This is a genomic window from Mesorhizobium sp. LCM 4577 (genome assembly GCF_001854795.2).
Lineage (GTDB): Bacteria > Pseudomonadota > Alphaproteobacteria > Rhizobiales > Rhizobiaceae > Mesorhizobium > Mesorhizobium plurifarium.
This window is the reverse complement of sequence record NZ_MDDU01000002.1, coordinates 709,514-726,778: the sequence shown is the minus strand read 5'-3', so window position 1 is coordinate 726,778 and position 17,265 is coordinate 709,514. Positions and strand designations below refer to the sequence as shown.

The 17,265-nt window shown below is 63.9% G+C and carries 14 protein-coding genes; 3 read left to right on the top strand and 11 right to left on the bottom strand.

Annotated elements, in window-relative coordinates; translation table 11 throughout:
• A partial coding sequence (locus LCM4577_RS07980; protein ID WP_198541027.1) for an S-layer family protein occupies nt 1-2,524 on the bottom strand: 2,524 nt, incomplete at its 3' end.
• Nucleotides 2,525-2,874: 350 nt separating this feature from the next.
• On the opposite strand from LCM4577_RS07980, the gene LCM4577_RS07975 reads away from it, so the two are divergent.
• Nucleotides 2,875-3,798, top strand: coding sequence for a transglutaminase-like cysteine peptidase (locus LCM4577_RS07975; protein WP_338012028.1), 924 nt, complete (start codon nt 2,875-2,877; stop codon nt 3,796-3,798).
• Between the two features lie 11 nt (nt 3,799-3,809).
• Here LCM4577_RS07975 and LCM4577_RS07970 read toward each other — a convergent pair whose 3' ends face one another.
• From LCM4577_RS07970 to LCM4577_RS07955, 4 genes are read right to left on the bottom strand one after another with little or no spacing between them, the layout of a single operon-like run.
• Entirely contained in the window at nt 3,810-4,451 is a 642-nt protein-coding gene (locus LCM4577_RS07970; RefSeq protein WP_071070578.1) for a ribbon-helix-helix domain-containing protein, read from the bottom strand.
• Nucleotides 4,441-5,730 carry an HlyD family type I secretion periplasmic adaptor subunit gene (locus tag LCM4577_RS07965; RefSeq protein WP_071070577.1) on the bottom strand — a complete coding sequence of 430 codons (1,290 nt, stop codon included), beginning with the start codon at nt 5,728-5,730 and terminating at the stop codon, nt 4,441-4,443. Before LCM4577_RS07965 ends, LCM4577_RS07970 begins: the two co-directional genes overlap by 11 nt.
• Nucleotides 5,731-5,745: 15 nt before the next feature.
• On the bottom strand, nt 5,746-7,878 hold the full coding sequence (locus LCM4577_RS07960) for a type I secretion system permease/ATPase (RefSeq protein ID WP_071070575.1): 2,133 nt from the start codon (nt 7,876-7,878) through the stop codon (nt 5,746-5,748).
• A 40-nt stretch (nt 7,879-7,918) separates the two neighbouring features.
• Nucleotides 7,919-9,367: a TolC family protein gene (locus LCM4577_RS07955; RefSeq protein ID WP_083354658.1), complete on the bottom strand. Its 1,449-nt coding sequence runs from the start codon at nt 9,365-9,367 to the stop codon at nt 7,919-7,921.
• 412 nt (nt 9,368-9,779) lie between these two features.
• On the opposite strand from LCM4577_RS07955, the gene LCM4577_RS07950 reads away from it, so the two are divergent.
• The gene (locus tag LCM4577_RS07950) at nt 9,780-11,120 is read left to right on the top strand and encodes an NAD(P)H-dependent oxidoreductase (RefSeq protein WP_071070573.1); all 1,341 of its coding nucleotides are present in this window, start codon (nt 9,780-9,782) and stop codon (nt 11,118-11,120) included.
• A gap of 108 nt (nt 11,121-11,228) precedes the next feature.
• Here LCM4577_RS07950 and LCM4577_RS07945 read toward each other — a convergent pair whose 3' ends face one another.
• The 3 genes from LCM4577_RS07945 to LCM4577_RS07935 all read right to left on the bottom strand — a co-directional run bounded on the left by LCM4577_RS07945 (nt 11,229) and on the right by LCM4577_RS07935 (nt 13,481).
• The gene (locus LCM4577_RS07945; RefSeq protein ID WP_040988125.1) at nt 11,229-11,516 is read right to left on the bottom strand and encodes a PTS sugar transporter subunit IIB; all 288 of its coding nucleotides are present in this window, start codon (nt 11,514-11,516) and stop codon (nt 11,229-11,231) included.
• A gap of 13 nt (nt 11,517-11,529) precedes the next feature.
• On the bottom strand, nt 11,530-11,991 hold the full coding sequence (locus tag LCM4577_RS07940) for a PTS sugar transporter subunit IIA (RefSeq protein ID WP_071032485.1): 462 nt from the start codon (nt 11,989-11,991) through the stop codon (nt 11,530-11,532).
• An 83-nt stretch (nt 11,992-12,074) separates the two neighbouring features.
• Nucleotides 12,075-13,481 (bottom strand): PTS galactitol transporter subunit IIC, encoded by a 1,407-nt coding sequence (locus tag LCM4577_RS07935; protein WP_071070571.1) that lies wholly within the window; start codon nt 13,479-13,481, stop codon nt 12,075-12,077.
• Between the two features lie 110 nt (nt 13,482-13,591).
• Between LCM4577_RS07935 and LCM4577_RS07930 the strand changes: the two genes are divergently transcribed.
• A complete protein-coding gene (locus LCM4577_RS07930) occupies nt 13,592-13,894 on the top strand; it encodes a hypothetical protein (protein WP_131803247.1) in 303 nt (100 codons plus the stop codon).
• Nucleotides 13,895-13,898: 4 nt separating this feature from the next.
• Here LCM4577_RS07930 and proC read toward each other — a convergent pair whose 3' ends face one another.
• The 3 genes from proC to LCM4577_RS07915 all read right to left on the bottom strand — a co-directional run bounded on the left by proC (nt 13,899) and on the right by LCM4577_RS07915 (nt 17,183).
• Nucleotides 13,899-14,714, bottom strand: a complete 816-nt coding sequence (gene proC, locus LCM4577_RS07925; protein WP_040988202.1) for a pyrroline-5-carboxylate reductase — start codon at nt 14,712-14,714, stop codon at nt 13,899-13,901.
• A gap of 182 nt (nt 14,715-14,896) precedes the next feature.
• Nucleotides 14,897-16,216 (bottom strand): O-antigen ligase, encoded by a 1,320-nt coding sequence (locus tag LCM4577_RS07920; RefSeq protein ID WP_071070569.1) that lies wholly within the window; start codon nt 16,214-16,216, stop codon nt 14,897-14,899.
• The gene (locus LCM4577_RS07915) at nt 16,185-17,183 is read right to left on the bottom strand and encodes a glycosyltransferase family 2 protein (protein ID WP_071032488.1); all 999 of its coding nucleotides are present in this window, start codon (nt 17,181-17,183) and stop codon (nt 16,185-16,187) included. The genes LCM4577_RS07920 and LCM4577_RS07915 overlap by 32 nt, the downstream gene beginning before the upstream one ends.
• Between the last annotated feature and the right edge of the window lie 82 nt (nt 17,184-17,265).

The following is a 17,265-nucleotide window of genomic DNA, read 5'->3' as shown; positions in this document are numbered from 1 at the left end:
AGCTGTAGGTGACGCTCTCTTGTCCGACGGTGCCGGAGGTGCCGTTGAGGGCGGCGAACGAGAAGCCGTTTGAGCCCGCGCCGTCGCCGCCGACGCTGCCGCCGAGCGTGCCCGAGAACGTTGCCTCGTTGTTGTCGCCATCGGTGTTGGGCACGGCGATGTCGCCGGTGGTGCTTGCCGGATTGCCGCCGGCAAGCCCGTCGTCGTCGACCGAGGCCGAGGCGGTGCCTGTGCTCGGGTGGTTGGCGTCGGTCACCGCGAAGGCGATGCCGGCCGTTGCCRTGTCGCCGTCGCCGTCGGTCACCGTGTAGGTGGCGCTGACCGCAACCGGACCGGAGCTGTTGTTGACCGACGCATCGGCCGTGAACGAGTAGGAGCCGTCCGCCTTCACCTGGATGGTGCCGGCGCCGATGTCGATCGGCTGCGAGTAGTGGGTGACGGGATCGAAGACCAGCGCGGTGCCGTTGATGTGCGTCACCGTTGCGCCGTCGGCGCCGGCGACGAAGTCCAGCGTGCCAGTCACCGTCGCGCCTTCGGCGACGTTCTGCGAGGCCTCGGCCGAAGCCGTCGGCGCATCGTCGACGATGTTGACGGAGAGCGTGCTGTTGGCACTCTGGCCGTCCATGTCGGTCAGCGTGACGTCGAAATTCTCGAACAGGCTGTTGGTGCCCTGAATCGGGTCGTGCGCCTCGTTGTCGACGAGCGTGTAAGTGTAGCTCACCTCGCCGGTCGCGGCATTGTAGGCCGTCACCGTGAGCGTGTTGCCGAGCGCCGTCGTGAAGGAACCGCCGGTAAACTGGCCATTGGTGATGAAGTCGTGTCCGCCGATGTTCAGCGAGGCGATGCCGTCGGGCGAATGGATGGTGAAGGTGCCGCCCTGGGTGGTGCTTTCCTTCGATGCGTCGGAACCGGCTGATTCGCCGGAGCCTCGGCCGGCCAAGAGGTCGTCCTCATTGACGACGACGTCGCCGCCATTGGCCTCGGGCGTGAGGTCGCTGATCTCCGGCGTCGAATTGCCGATCGAGATCGTCAGCGTGGTGTGCGAGGTGTCGCCGTCGCCGTCCTTGATCGTATAGGTGAAGACATCGTTGACGCCGCCGGGCGTGTTGGCGTCGCGCACATAGGTGTAGCTGCCGTCAGCGTGGAGCGTCAGCTTGCCGTAGGCGCCTTGGACCTGCACATCGAGTGTGCTCGCGTCGTCCAGATCGGCATTGGTCGTGCCCTTGGCAACGCCAACCACCTTCGCGCCGTCGGCCCCCTGGACGTCGGCGACACCGTCCGTCGTGTTGGTGTCGCCCGCATCGGTGCCGCCAAGCAGCACGTTGCCGGTAGCCGGGCCGAGCTGGCCGGCCGCTACGCTGTCGACGTCGGCGACCGCCGTCGGCACGTCGTCGATGATGGCGACGGCAAAAGTGGTGCTGGCCGTGTCGCCATCGGAATCGGTGACGGTGATGCTGAAATTGTCCGGAACCGTGTCGTTCTGGTCGTACCCGTCCGTATGTATGGGATGCGTGACCGATTCGGTGACGGTATAATTGTATTCGACGACCCCGGTGCTCGTGTTCAGCGAGACGATCGTGATATAGCCGAACTGGCCCTGGATCTGCTGTCCGACGGTAGTGACGGCAACGCCGTTGATAACGATCGATCCGATGCCGTCCGGCGCGTCGATGGTGATCGTTCCATTGCTCGACGTTTCCGCGTTGCTCGGCGCGTCGCTGCCCGGCGACTGTTGCGGCCCGCCGTTCAAGCCGGTTTCGCTGGCCGCCTCGGTCGGGCTGAGCAGCGACATCGCCACGACGGAAACGCCCCTGTCGACGAGCCCAGGGAACAGCTCGCGATGTTCCGGCTGCCCGAACGCCAGGTCCGTCGGCGGCAGCAGGGCGGTGAGGCCGAAGCCGTCGCCGATGCCGCCGGCGGGCTGTTCGAAATTGCCGCCCGCGCTGCTCGGCGAGCCGTTGCCGCCGGCCGAGATCGAGCCGTCGGCGCCGAAGGCGACATCGACATGGCTGGCCTCGAGCGCCGCGATCAGCGCCACGCGCGGCACCTCGACATCGCCCAGGATGAAGGTCGGCACGTTGAGCGCGCCGTCCTTGATGACGATCTCGGAACCGTCGGGCTGCTGAAGCACCAGATTGTGGCCGTCGACCTTGATGTTGTCGATCGAGACATTGGCCGGGAGCTTCACGACATTGCCGGCTTCGGCGTGATATTCATGCGGAACGTTAGCAGCCGCGGCATTTGCCGCCGGCGCGTTTGCGGCCGGTGCGTTTCCTTGGGCGGCATTGGAAGCCGCAGCGTTAGCAGGGGCATTCGCATCGGCTGCCGGCTGGTTCGCGGCCGGCGCATTGGCCGCGCCCTGCGCCGGCGCGCCGCTGCCGACATCGACCGGCACCGGCTCGCTCGCCGCCTGGCCGGTGGTCGCCTGCGCGACCTCGACACCCGTCGAGATATGATTTTCAGCGGTGCCCGTGTGCTCGTCCCAGGAATTTGAAACGGCGTCGAATTCGATATTGGTCGTCATAGCTAAAGCCCCTCCGGCATTTCCCGGAAAGAGACATGTCAGGCCCGGACTTTGCAACAGACCTTCAATCTATTTCATATACTGGAATATGTAGAGAATCGCATTTTTTACACTTGGTAAATCGCGATGATATATCCAGTTATGCATGATCTTAAGGAATGCCGGATCCGCTTCGGTGCGGCACGTTGGTTTGGTAAATGAAAGTATAAATTTGAATAAAAATTGATGGAAAATAGAATAGAGTGATTCGCGGAAATTTACCCACCTTCCTTTCCGATAATTTGAGACAAGATTGGTAGCGTCCACAGTCAAAGGTGGGCGTTATGAAAATACAAAAAGCAGCCCCGGGGATGACGGGGATCAGGGTTCTCTTGCTGGCGATCGGCCTTGCCGTTCAGGCAAATCCATCGTCCGCCGGCGTGGATTCAGGGGTGAATCCGGACCTGCAAAAGGTGCTTGCGCCGGCGAGCCTCGGCGGCGTTTCGCTGACCCGGACGCAGCCCTGGCAGCCGGCCGCGGCCTACCGGATCGCCGACGTCTCGACGGGATACACAGCGTCCCAGGAGGTTGAAACGCGCTCGACCGCCGCGGCCGATCCCGGCATCGACCCGATCCAGACCGCCGCGATCATTCCCGGTGTCTTCGGCTCCGTCGCCTTGTCGATGCGCAACTTTCCCGTCGCGGCGCGCTGGGCTCCCGTCTACAGGGCGATCGTCGATTGCACCGCCGGCAGCCCCTGCGACCACGAGAGCCCGGCTTTCGCCGAGATCGTCGACATTGCGGCGGCCAAGGGTTTTCGCGAGAAGCTGTCCTTCGTCAACTCAAGCATCAACCGCCTGATCGCCTATCGCAAGGACAGCGTCGTCTACGGCAAGCTCGACTATTGGGCGAAGCCCTCGGAAATCCTCGAGCATCGCGCCGGCGATTGCGAGGATTTCGCCATATTGAAGATGGCGGCGTTGCTCAGGGCCGGCATCCCGGCGCAGAGCATGTCGCTGGTGGTGCTCCAGGACCGCCGCCGCAAGTTCTTCCATGCCGTCCTGTCGGTAAGCACCGGAAGCGGCGCCTTCATCCTCGACAGCCTCGGCAACGCCGTCATGCGTGACAGCGATCTGCCCGACTATGTTCCGCTCTATTCCTTCAGCACCGATCGCGCCTGGATCCACGGGTCGAAGTCCGGCGCGCAAATGGCCGACATCGCCGGCGGCTTCGCGACGGTCGCTCCGGGCGAAGGATCGCCGGAACCGTCAGTGGCTTCCAGCTTGAGGCGGTAGCCTACAGCGGATCAGCCGTTGAAGACGAAGGCCATCAGCAGTTCCGGCTCGGTGACCGGCGCGCGCACGGCGCTGAGCTGGCCGCGATAGCGGCGCTCGCCGGCGCCGATGACGAAACCGCTGGTGACGGGAGTTTCGCTGTTGGCGTCGAGCCGGGCGAAGATATCGGGAACGTTGAGGTCAAGCGCCAGCTTCAAATCCTGCCGCCCATCTTCGCCGGGCGCGCTCGGCAACTGACGCCTGACCAGTTGCTGGAACGGCGTGTTGAACGCCAGGATCTTCTTCGACGACGACAGCGCGAATGCGGGCGAGGGGCAGGCGACCAGGATCGCGTTGATCGTGCGGATCGAAGCGAGTTTGCGCAGCTCCATGCTCTCCTCGGCAAGGCCGCGCATGCAGGCGACGCGGATCGCCGAGGTGAGGTTTCCCTGGTCGGGATGTTGTTCGGCGATCTCCTCGACCAGCATGCCGATCGTGCATTTGCGGCTTTCCGCCATGTGCTTCAGCGACACCCAGAAGGCGCGTTCCAGCCGGATGCCGCGACGCACGCCGCCGCGCGCCACGACGCGGAATTCCGGGCCGAAATCCTCGGCCGCGAGGGCCGGCAGCAGCCGTTCGCGCGGAGTGTCCGGGCGGATGGCGCTATCGCTCACTCATCGCCTCCTGGCGCGCCTTGTTGATGGGCTTCAAAAGATAGTTGAGGATCGTCTTGCGGCCGGTCTTGATGTCGACCGAGCAGATCATGCCGGGGATGATCGAATAGGTCTTGCCGTTCCTCGTCAGCGTCGACTTCTCGGTGGCGACGCGCACCTGGTAGTAGGGCTCGCCCGTCTTCTGGTCGACGAGGCTGTCGGCGGTGATGTTGGAGACCTTGCCCTCGATGCCGCCGAAGATCGAGAAATCATAGGCCGTGACCTTGATGAGCGCCTCCTGGTCCGGCTGGATGAAGGCGACGTCGCGCGGCGAAACCCGGGCCTCCACCAGCAGCGTCTCGGAGGTCGGCACGATGCCGGCCACCACCGCGCCCGGCTGCACGAAGGCGCCGAGCGTGTTGACATCGAGCGTGTTGACGATGCCGTCGACCGGCGAGCGGATGTCGGTGCGCTCCACCTTGTCGGTGGCGCCGCGGATGGTCTCGTCGACCACGGAAAGATCGGCGAGCGCCTGCGTCAGGTCGCTCAACGCCTCCTGCTGCAATTGCAGGCCCAGTTCGTTCACCTGAAGCTGCGCCTCGGTGATCGCGGCCTTGCTCTTCTTGATGGTCTCGCCGGCCAGGTTGAGCTGGCCGTGCAGGTCCGTCTGCTCCCGCTCGACCCGGATCTGCTCAGTCTTGGCCATCAGGCCCTTCTTCACCATGGATTCGACGAGCGCCGTCTCCTGGTCGCTGACGGCCAGGCTCTTGGACAGGCGATCGGCATTGGCGGTGGCCTCGTCCAGCTCCTTCTCGCGCTGGTCGAGCCGCGATTTGAGAACCGACAGCTTGACCTCGAAATTGTCGCGGCGCGCGACGAGCAGCTTTTGCTCGTTGTCGCAGATCTCCGGCGCGACCTTCTGGATTTCCGCGGGGCAGGGGAACGACCCTTCGACATTGCCGCTCTGCTCGAACTGCAGCCGGGCGATGCGCGCCTGCAGCGCCCGCGCCTTGGCCTGCTCCTCGCCAAGGCTCGACGTGTTGCCCGAATTGTCGAGACGGATGATGAGATCGTTCTTCTTGACGGTCTGGCCGATCTGGACGGCGATCTCCTGCACCACGCCGGCCTCGCTGGCCTGGATGATCTGCGTCTTCGAGGCGGGTATCACCTTGCCTTCGCCGCGCGCGATCTCGTCCACCTCGGCAAAGGATGCCCATGCCGTGAAGCACACGAACAGCGCTCCGATGATGTAGACGGAGGCCGAGGCAAATAGAGGTGGCCGGTCTTCCCTTGCAAGCATGTCTATACGTTCCGGTCAGGCACTGCCCTTCTGCAGTGCCTGGATGACTTGTTCCTTCGGCCCGTCGGCGACGACGCGGCCCTGGTCGATGACGATGAGGCGGTCGGCAAGCTCCAGCATGCTGTAGCGATGGGTCGACACGATCAGCGTCGTGTCGCGGTCGAACGCCACCTTGAGCTGCTTGATCAACTGCCGTTCCGAAGCGAGGTCCATCGACCCCGACGGCTCGTCCAGGAAGACGATCTTCGGCTTGGTCAAAAGCAGCCGCGCGATCGCCACCGACTGCCTTTGCCCGCCCGACAGATTGGTGCCCCGCTCGCCGACATTCATGTCGTAGCCGCGCGGATGCCGCGAGACGAAGTCGTCGACGCCGGCGGCTTTCGCCGCATCGATGATCTCCTCGTCGGTCGCTTCCGGCGCCGCCATCAGGAGGTTCTCCTTGATGGTTCCCGAAAACAGGTCGCCGGCCTGCGCGACGATGCCGACCGCGGCGCGGACCTCCGAGGGGTGGTATTGGCGGATGTCGATGCCGTCGATGAGCAGCTCCCCCGACGTCGGCAGGAAGAGCCGGCCGATCAGCCGGCCCATCGTGGTCTTGCCGGAGCCGATGYGGCCGATGATGCCGACCCGCTCGCCGGGCCGGACCGCGATGTTGAGCCCGCTCAGAACCTCGTTTTCCGTGCCCGGATAGGCAAAACCGACATTCCTGAAGACGAGCGCGCCGCTGCGGATCGGCCGGTTGACGAAGCCGACCGTGTCGGGGCGATCCTCCGGCTGCGACATGATCGTGTTGATGATCCTGAGCGACAGCATCGCCTGCCGGAACCGGGCAAGCGTGATGGCGATCTGGCCGAGCGGCGCCACGGCGCGGCCGGCGAGCATCACGGTGCCGATGATGGCGCCGGTCGAGACCTGGCCTTCCGAGAACGCATAGGCGCCGGCAACCACCAGGGCGACGGTGACGAATTGCTGGATGGCGCCGGTGATGTTGCCGGCCGCCGCCGAGAGCTCCTTGATCTTCTCCGAGGTGTTGGCCGCGTTCTTCGAATGCTCGCCCCATTTGCGCAGGAGATAGGCTTCGGCGCGCAGCGACTTGATCGTCTCAAGCGTGGAAATGGACTCGACCAAAAGGGCCTGGCGCTGCGAGGCCTCGTTCATCGAGGCGGCGACCCGCTTGCCGATGCGCCGCTGCGTGACCAGCCCGACGATGACGGAGATGACGAAGGCCAGCGCCGGTATGATCACCAGCCAGCCGCCGATGGCGTAGATCACGGCCAGGAAGACGAAGACGAAGATCGTGTCGATGAAGACGCTGATCGTGTTCGAGGTGAAGAACTCGCGCACGAACTCGTATTGCGTGACCCGGTTTGCATATTCGCCCGTCGACCCGGGCCGCGCCGAAAGCGAGGAATTCAGCACTTTCTCGAACAGCAGATAGGAGATTCGCAGGTCCGCCTTGCGGCCGGCATAGTCGATCAGCGATGCCCTGGCCGTCTTCAGCAGCAGGTCGAACAGGATCGCCGCGCCGATGCCGAGCGCCAGCACCCAAAGCGTCGAGATCGCCTTGTTCGGCAGGATGCGGTCGTAGACGTTCATGGTGAAGATCGGCGAGGCGATCGCCAAGAGATTGATGAAGACCGCCGACAGCACCACCTTGGAATAGGTGCGCCAGAACGCCCCCATGGTGCCGGTCAGCCAGTGGCGCCTTTCGATCCGCGCGGCGGTGCCGACCGTCATCTCCTCGGCCTGGTTGGCATAGGTGATCGAAAAGGACGTGCCGCCGCTGATATAGTTTTCGGCGAGTTCCGCCCTGTCGATCGTGGTGCGGCCGTTCACCTGCGGCGCCGTAAGATATTGCCCGCCCTCGATTTCCGCCAGGAGAGCGACCGGCAACTGGCTGACGCGGAAGACGATCGCCGGAAGGTCGAAGCGGCCGCGCAGGAAATCGCGATGGCTGAAATCCTGGGCTTCCAGGCCGATGCGTTCGGCCAGATGGCGGATTTCCTCCGGTTCGATGCGGGTCTCCGAAATTGGCACGCCTGCAAACAACACTGTTTCCGCGCTCGGCCGGCCGAGATAGGCCGCAACGGCGCAGAAGCAGGCTTTGAAAGCCTCCTTGGGCGACAGGATATGAGGTTGCTGGTTCACGATCCGCCCCGAAGGACTGAGGGATCGATGCTTACATTAGCTACTTTTTCCTGACCGGCGCGAGGATGTCGAACGGCAGATCGTTCTTCTGCTCCGACGGCGTGCGCGCATAAGTCTCGGTATCGGCCGTAGCCGGCACACCGAATTCCTCACGGGCGTAGGCCGCGGACTGCTTGGCCGGCTGGATGTTGAGCGTCTTCAGCAATTCCCCGGTTGCGGCCAGCAGCCGGTACTGGGCAAACAGCGATGCGTAGGACGACGTGTCGGCCAGTGTCGCGGTGTTGAAGCGCGTGTTCTGGGCATCGAGCACGTCAAGCAGTGAGCGCTGTCCGACCTTGAACTGCTCGCGATAGGAAGCGACGAGCTTTTCGTTGGTGGCTGCCTGCTGGCGCAGTGTCTTTGCCAGTTCCGCCTGGCGGAAGCGGCGGTCCCATGACGTGCGCACGGCTTCCTCGATCTCGCGCAGCACCTGGTGCATCGCAAGACGCTGCTCGCTGGTGCGGCGGATCTGTTCCTGTTCGTTGGCCTTGTCGATGCCGCCGCGATAGAGGTTCCAGCGCAGCACCACCCGCGCCTGCAGGTCGCTCGCATCGCCATTGTCGCCATCGATGTCATAGCCGCCCCGGGCGACGCCCTCGGCGGTGATCGTGGGGCCGTATTTCGCCCGCGCCGCATCGACGAGCGAAGCGGCGGCGTCGATATCGCTGTTGGCCATATGGACGCGCGGATTGTTCTGCCTGGCGAGCCCGATCGCATCGTCCAGCGACCGCGGCAGGGCGGCCGAGACATCGGCCGGCCGCGACGCGTTGGTCAGYGGCTTGCCGACATTCTTGAAGAAGCGGATCTTGGCCGCCTCGAGTTCTTCGGTTGCCTCCTGCATCCGCGCCTTGGCGGCAAAAAGGCGTTCCTCGGCCTGCTGCCGGTCGGCCTCGTTGAGCGCGCCGCCCGCAATGCCTTGCTTGATGTCGCCGAGGATGGACTGATGGAAGCCAAGGTTCTTCTTGGCTTCGGCCACGATCGAGGCCTGCAGCATGTATTCAAGATAGTCCTGGACCACCGCGAGCCCGATGAATTCGGACCGTTCCAGAACCCGGAAGGATGCTCCATCGACCCGCGAGGCCTGGCGGTTCAGTTCCGCCCGCCTTGCGCCGCTGTCATAAAGCGTCTGCGAGACGGTGAGGTCGGCCTCGTTGGGATAGAGGGCTTTGTGATCCTCGTCGAGCGCGCGCCTCGTATCATTGTCCAGGCGGCGAACGCCGGTCGACGCTTCCAGATCGACGCTGGGAAGATAAAGGCCTTTCGCCTGGCGCAGCTCGAATTCGATCGCTTCGCGGTTTTCGATCGCCTGTCCAATCTCCGGATTGGATTCCACTGCGACGGCAACGGCTTCTTTGAGTGTGAGTGCGCTGGCGCTTCCACAATCCAGCATCGACACCGTGACGGCAAGCGCAAGGCTCCAGCCGACGGTCACTTTACCCGTCCTGGTCATTTCTACCCCGTGACTATCCCCGCGCCATTGTTTTTTTATTGGCGCTTATTTGCCCAAGCCTGCCACCGGAGCTTTCGACCAGTATCTATCAGATTTTTCGCGGTTGTGAGCATATAATGGATTAGACACCCCTTAAAATTGCAATTCCGGGCATTAGGGCCAAAACCTGTAGCAAAAATGGCACAGAAACCGAGTGCGTCCGTCTGGGCTTTTCCAGTTCAAAGCGCGCTGCAATGGTTAACGGTCTGAAAGAAACGGCGAATCGTGCGGCTGCCATGCACGAGCTCCCGCGAAATCTGCTGCGGCCTTGCAAAGCATTCGCAAGAAATCGCCATGTCGGGCTGGTTTGATTGGCAAACGCGGATCGTTCCCTGTATTGCGGGCCGGAGCAAAAAGCCGTGAGTTTTCTTGCATGACCAATATCGCCTTGACCGGACTTGCCCGCGATCTCGCCCGCCGCGCCGCCGAGGACAGGCCGGTGCGCATCGGCGTCATCGGCTCCGGCGAGATGGGGACCGATCTGGTGACGCAGGGCATGCTGATGCCGGGCATCTCGATCACGGCCATTTCCACGCGGCGCCCGCACACCGCCCGCGAGGCGATCCGCATCGCCTATGGCGACGAGGCGTCGGCGGTAGAGGCTGAAACCGCTTCCAAGGTCACCCAGGCGATCGAAGCCGGCAGGATCGCCATCACCTCGAACGAGATGCTGGTCACCAACCCGCTGATCGACGTCGTCATCGACGCCACCGGCAAGCCGGGGGTCGCCGCCGATTTCGACTTGATGGCCATGGAGCATGGCAAGCATCTGGTGATGATGAATGTCGAGGCCGACGTGACCATCGGCTGCTACCTGAAACAGCAGGCCGACCGGTTGGGGGTTATCTACTCCGTCGGCGCCGGCGACGAACCTTCGAGCTGCATGGAGCTGATCGAATTTGCCTCGGCGCTCGGGCTGAGCATCGTCGCTGCCGGCAAGGGCAAGAACAATCCGCTCAACCATGACGCCGTTCCGGACGATTACCGGGAGGAGGCTGCCCGACGCAACATGAACCCGCGCATGCTGGTCGAGTTCGTCGACGGCTCGAAGACCATGGTCGAGATGTGCGCCATCGCCAACGCCACCGGCCTGGTCCCGGATGTTCCCGGCATGCACGGTCCAAAGGCTGATCGCGATCAACTGGCCAGGGTGCTGATCCCGAAAGAGGATGGTGGCCTCCTGTCGAGGAAAGGCGTCGTCGACTACACGATCGGCAAGGGGGTGGCGCCAGGCGTCTTCGTCATTGTCGAGGYGATGCACCCGCGCGTCGTCGAGCGCATGGACGATCTGCATGTCGGCAAGGGCCCTTATTACGGCCTGTTCCGACCCTATCACCTGACCTCGCTGGAGGTGCCGCTCACCGCCGCCCGTATCATGCTCCATGGCAAGCCCGACATGGTGCCTCTGCCGAGGCCGGTGGCGGAAGTCTGCGCGGTCGCCAAGCGTGATCTCGCCGCCGGCGAGACCTTCGATRCCATCGGCGAGACCTGCTACCGCTCCTGGACCATGACGATCGCCGATGCGCGGACGAGCCGCGCCGTGCCGGTCGGCTTGCTCGAAGGCGGTAAGGCGCTGAAGCCGGTGAAGAAGGGCGAGTTGCTGACCGAGGACAATGCCGCGCCGGACCGGACAACGAGGCTCTACGCCCTGCGCCGGCTGCAGGACGACATGCTCTACGGAGCGAAGATCGGTTCGCCAGCCCTGTCGGGCTGAACCGCGTCTAGAGCGTTTCACCGTTTCGCGGAAACGGCGAACCGTTCTATCTCTTTGTTTCTACGCAATTCCGGACGGAAAACCGCTCACGCTTTTCCTGGAATTGCTCTATTTGCGCAGCTCCGCCTCGATCTCGTCCAGCGCCTTGTCCTTGCCGATGCCGGTGAGGAAAGCGAGCCCCTTGATCACGGGCTTTTTCACGGATGCCGAGATCGGCGTGGTGGCGACGATAAAGTCGACGCTGTCGGCCAGTCCGGGCACTTCCGTGGCCTTGGCCTGCTGCGCATGAAAGGTCAGGCCGCGCTTCTTCATCGCTTCCGTCACCGCTGCATTGACCGCCGTCGAGGTCGCGACACCCGTGCCGCAGGCAAAAAGAATGGTTTTCTGTCTGGACATGTTCTTTCCTTTGTCAGCCGAGAATGGCGCGGACGTCCTCGAAGGTCGTGGCCGTCCTCAAGCCATCCAGCGCCGCGGAGTTCTGGATGGTGGCCATGACGGTCTGCAGCGTGTCAATCTGCTTGTCCTTGTCGTTGATGGCAAGCAGGAAGACGAAGCCCACCGGCAGCTTCTCGTCGGGATCTTCCATATTGGCGAAGGGGACGGGCCGCTTGAGTGTGCCCATCGCGACGCCCGGTTTCAGCACATGTTCGGGGTCGGTATGCGGAACGGCGACATTGTCGGCGCGCTCCAGCGGCAGGCCTGTCGGTATCGTCATCTCGCGCCGCACGACAGCGTCGGCGTAGCTGCTCTTGACGTAGCCCAGCGCCTCCAGCCTGGAGGCCAGGATGCGGATGATCTCCTCGTTGGTCGAGGCATCGGAGCCGAGGACGACCGCCTCGGGGTCCAGCAGTTGGATCAGGCCATTCGACAAGGGCTACTCCATTCGATGCGGACCGTGCGCCCCGCAATATCGGTTTCGGGGAGCACGGTCGTGTCAGGTCAGGCCTGGCCGGCTCAGGCCGCGCCTTCGGCCGGCTCGTCCTCGGCGCCGGCGGCGCGTTCCCAGCCGAGCGGGTTGCGGCGGTAGAACAGGAACAGCGCCGCGATGATCGCCGCGATGGCGACGATGCCGATCACGCCGAGCCCCTGGATCGCTTCGATGATCACATAGGGAACCCAGAGGAAGCCRTCGACCACCGAGGTGATCTGCAGCGCATCCGCCGGCAGCTTGAAGCCGGAAGCGACGGCCGCGCTCGTGAACAGCGGCGCCAGTGCGTTGGCGACGTAGAAGCCGACAGCGAGCGTCACCGTGCCGATCACCACCATGCGGAAGACGTTACCCCTGACCAGCGGCGCGGTCATCGCGACGATGAAGGGGATGACGGCAAGGTCGGCGAACAGGATGACGCGGTTGCCTGGCAGGATGATCGACAGGATGATCGCGATCGGCACCAGGATCAGCGACGACGAGATCGCCGCCGGATGGCCGATCAGGATGGCGGAGTCGAGCCCGACCAACAGCTCGCGGTCGCCGGTGCGCTTGCGCACGAATTCCTGCGCGGCATCCGAAACCGGGAGCAGGCCTTCCATCAGGATCTTCACCATGCGCGGCAGAAGCAGCATCACCGCCGCCAGCGTCATGCCGGTGCCGAGCACCTTGGCCAGCACCGTGCCGAGGTCGCCGGCGTTGTAGAAGGCGATGAGGCCGAGCACCAGGCCGATGATCAGCCCGAGTATCACCGGCTCGCCGAAGACGCCGAAGCGGCGCTCGRTGGTCTCGGTGCTGATGTTGATGCGGTTGATCCCCGGGATGCGATCCATGATCCAGTTGAGGACGATGGCGATCGGCAGGATCTGCGCCGAGGCGAGATGCGGCACCGAAATGCCGGGCACGCCGTAGAACTGCTGCACCGCGCGCGCCGACCAGTCGGCGAAGAGCAGGGCAAGCGCCGCGACAAGCGCGGCGATGATGATGCCGTAAGCCAGGTTGTTGGTGGCGGCGACCACCAGCGAGCCGACGAAGGCGAAGTGCCAGAAATTCCAGACGTCGACATTGAGCGTGCGTGTCATGCGCGTCAGCAGGAGCGCGATGTTGACCAGGATGCCGACCGGAATGACCCAGAGGCCGACGGACGAGCCGAAGGCGATCGCGGCGGCGGACGGCCAGCCGACATCGATGATGTCGCGATGGATGCCGGTGTTGGTGACGATCGCCTTCGCGACGTCGCCGATCGAGGTGAACATCAGGCCGAGCACGAGGTTGATGCCGATGAAGGCGACGCCGATGGTGATGGCGGCGCGGAAAGCCTTGCTGACCTTGGCTCCAAGGACCACGGCGATAATGAAAATGACGATCGGCAAGAGCACGGTGGCGCCGAGCGTGTCGATGGCGCCTTTTAAGCCTGCAAGTATGGTGTCCATTCTACCTCCCCAGGGACATCGGCTTCGGCCCGAAGCGTGATGATGCCCGCAATTCAATGACGCCTCGGCCTTTCCGGCGGAGGCACTCCCCACTCGCCGACGAGGCAGGCATGTTCAGTCGGACGAATGAACATTTGCTTTTGTCAGCGAACGAAAGTTTTATCTGGGTGGCCTATGCCAAAGTCAATCGGCAATCCTTGGGCCAAAGGGAAACCCACCGATTGTTTGGGGAAATCGGGCGTTTCACCGTTTTACGGAAACGGCGAAACGCCCTATCTCTTAGTTTTTACGCAATTCCAGACGGAAAACCGCTCACACTTTTCCTGGAATTGCTCTTAGCCGGCATGGCAGTCGTCGATCCGGCCTGGTGGATTTGGCGCATGCCGGGCCGGGCTGTTCGTCGGATCGGGTAGGGCGCTACTTGCCGAGCTCTATCGACCGCAGCCGCGCCGCTTCCACGGCCTCGGTAACCAGCTTGGTCAGGCGGTCGCCGCCCATCAGCACGCCAAGCGCGGCGGCGGTGGTGCCGTTGGGGCTGGTCACCTGCTGGCGCAGCACGCCCGGCTCCTCGTCTGCTTCCGCGGCGAGCGAAGCGGCGCCGAAGACGGTCTGCAAGGCAAGCAGCTTGGCGGTCTCGGCCGGCAGGCCGGCCTTCTCGGCCGCAACCGTCAGCGCCTCGATGAAGTGGAAGACATAGGCCGGGCCGGAGCCGGAGACGGCCGTCACCGCGTCCATGAGGCCCTCGTCGTCGATCGCCGTCACGACGCCGCTGGCCGAAAGCAGTTCGGCAACGAAGCGCCGGACGTCGTCGGAGACCAGCGGGTTGGAAAACACCACCATCATGCCTTTGCCGATCGCCGCCGGCGTGTTCGGCATGCAGCGGATGACCGGCGCGAGCTCGCCCAGGATTTCCTCGAAGGTGGCGACCGGCGTACCGGCGGCAATGCTGAGAAAACTGGTCCTGCCGTCGCCGAAGCGTTTGTACTGCGCCGTCACCTCGCGGATCACCTGCGGCTTCACGGCGATGACGACGAGATCGGGCACGGCATTGGCCGGGATGGCTGAAGCCTCCGCCGCGGTCCGGCAGCCGAGATGTTCGGCGCGCTGGCGCAATTCGGCATTGGGTTCGACCACGAACACCGCTTGCGGTTCGAGCTTGGCGGATTTCAGCCAGCCCGAGAGCATGGCGTAACCCATATTGCCGCAACCGGCGAGAACCAGCCTGATCGTCATGAAAACCTCCGAGAAGAAGGTTTCCTTAGACAATTGCGGAGCACAGGAAAAGTCCAGCTGCGAGACATCGACTGTCCAGGATTAGAGCATGGTCCCGAAAAGTGGGAACCGGTTTTCGGAGAAGATCATGCTCCAACAAAGAACTAGATCAGGATGGCGGTTCAACGAAACGTCATCCTGATCTAGTGGGAGACGCGAACCGGGATCGGCCGCAGCGAGACTTGTCTCAGGCCCAGCACGCCCAGCACGAAGAACAGCCAGACGGGATCGCCGCGGTGGAAGAAGAAGCTTTCCAGGAAAGCGTTCAGTGCCGTGAACAGCACCACCATCATGAAGAAGTCGCCAAGGAAGATGTTTTCCTTGCGCGCCGGGATGCGCATGTAATCGCGCAAGGGCGCGATCAGGAAGGTGTAGACGGCGACGCACAGCGCCGGGATGCCCATCAGCACGGCGATGTCGAGATAGCCGTCATGGCCGTGCACAATGGTGCGGATGTCCCAGGGGCGGTCGAAGGGCTGGTCCTGGTTGAGCAGCAGCGGTGTCCCCCAGAAGCTTTCGTAGCCGTAGCCGGTCCATGGCTTCTTCGCCAACATCTCGCTGGCGAACTCCCAAAGCGTCGTGCGTCCCGTATAGGTGAGGTCGGGGAAATAGATCGCCGCCAGATGTTTCACCGGCGCGATGAAGACGATGCCGAGCGTGCCGACAGCGGTCGCGACGATCGCCAACGCGAACAGGATCGGCGTGCCGAGGCGCATGCCGATGAGGCTGGGCAGCACGACGATCATGATCGAGAACGGCACCAGCCCGGCCGTTGTCTTGGAGCCGGTGTGGAGCATGAAGATCATCGCCGCGCAGAAGATGCCGGCGCCCCACCAGCGCTGGCCGCGCCGGAACAGATAGAGCCCGGCGAAGCTGAAGCAGGCCATGACCGGCCCGGCGATGTTCTTGTGGGTGAAGACGCCGCGCCACAGGCCCGCATGCTCCGGCTCCTGCGAGTCGGCGGTGTGCAGCGCCTCATGCGGGAAGACGACCAGGCCGATATAGGAAAGGCCGATCACCACGACGGCGGTGAAGATGATCACGCGGGCGAAGGAGTCGGCGTCGCGCGGCAGCACCAGGATCGTCGCCATGGTGATGATGCCGATCATGGTGAAGGAGGCGGCGCGCATCGCCGCGGGCGGATCGGTCGCCAGCACCACCGACAGGAAGAAGAACCCGAGCATCAGCGCCCAGGAGGGGCTGACCAGCGAGCGCACCACGCGCGGGTCGGCGAAGGCGAGCAGCGAGAAGATGGAGATCGCGCCGAGCGAGCCGAAGCCGAGCTGGTTGACGATGTCGCCGCCATCGCCGGTCAGTTCCGCGCCCGCCGGCTGGAAGGGCCGGAACGAGATCATGATGACGGTGAACAAGAGCGCGGCGACAGCCGTCGCCACACCTTGCCTGGCGAAGGCGGCGCCGAGCGGCGCGCGCTCAATTCTTCTCAGGCTGCCGGTACTGCTCATTGGCATATCCGAATTCGGCGAGCACCCGGCCGAGCGCGACATAGACCGGGTAGAGGCTAGTCGTCAGCGAGCCGGTGCGCGCCAGCCGGACGGCGCCACGCAACGGCGAAGCGGCGAGTAGCGCCAGGCTTTTGAGGAACACTTTAAGGCCGGCAAACGGCGTGCCGGCCCGCTTCTTCTTTTCGACAAGCGTCGAGATCACGCCGTTGCGCAAGGATCGGGCGCGGATCCAGTCGGCCTCGACGCGCCTGGCCGGCACCGTCTCCTTGACCTTTGCCTCGGCGCACCAGCCGAGCACGAAACCTTTCTGCGCGGAGCGGCTGAGGAAGTCGGAATCGCCACCGCCCATGAAATTGAACCTGAGATCGAGGAAGGGCGGTCCCATTGCCTTCAGCACGTTGCGCCCGACCAGCAGATTGCCGGACGAGTAAAGCGCCGGCACACGGCCCGTTTCCCGATAGGGCGGCGCGAACACTGGATGCTCGGCCCATCGCACATGCGAGGCATCGGCGAAGATGGGCACCTGAGGACCGCCCACAATGTCGGCGTCAAGGGTCTCGGCAGCCTTGCACATGCGCTCCAGCCAGTCGGGCTCGGCGATCTCGTCGTCGTCGATGACCAGAAGGTGCTTGAAGTTGGGAAACTGCAGGATCGCCGTCTGCCAGCCGGCATTGTAGGCGCTGCAATTGCCGCGCTCATGCGCGATGATCACCAGGCCGGGCATCTCGCCGCTTTCGAACAGCGGCAGCGCCGCCTTGGCGCCCTCGCGCGCCTCGGCCTCGTTTTCCATGACGATGACGGCGAAGCGCCTGTCGGTCCGCTGCGCCTTGAGCGAGGCCAGGGTTTCCAGCACCTGCTTGGGCCGCTTGAAGGTCGGCAGCGTCACGACCGCCTCGACGGTCTCGGCGGCGAGCCCCGGCGACCGTCCCGCGATCGATACAGAAGCGTCGGACGGCAAAGCGATCATCCGTTTTTGAGCAGCGTGGGTTTGAGCCCTCGATAGCATCGCGGTGATAACGTTTCGTTAATCACCTTCTCGCCCGGCTGTC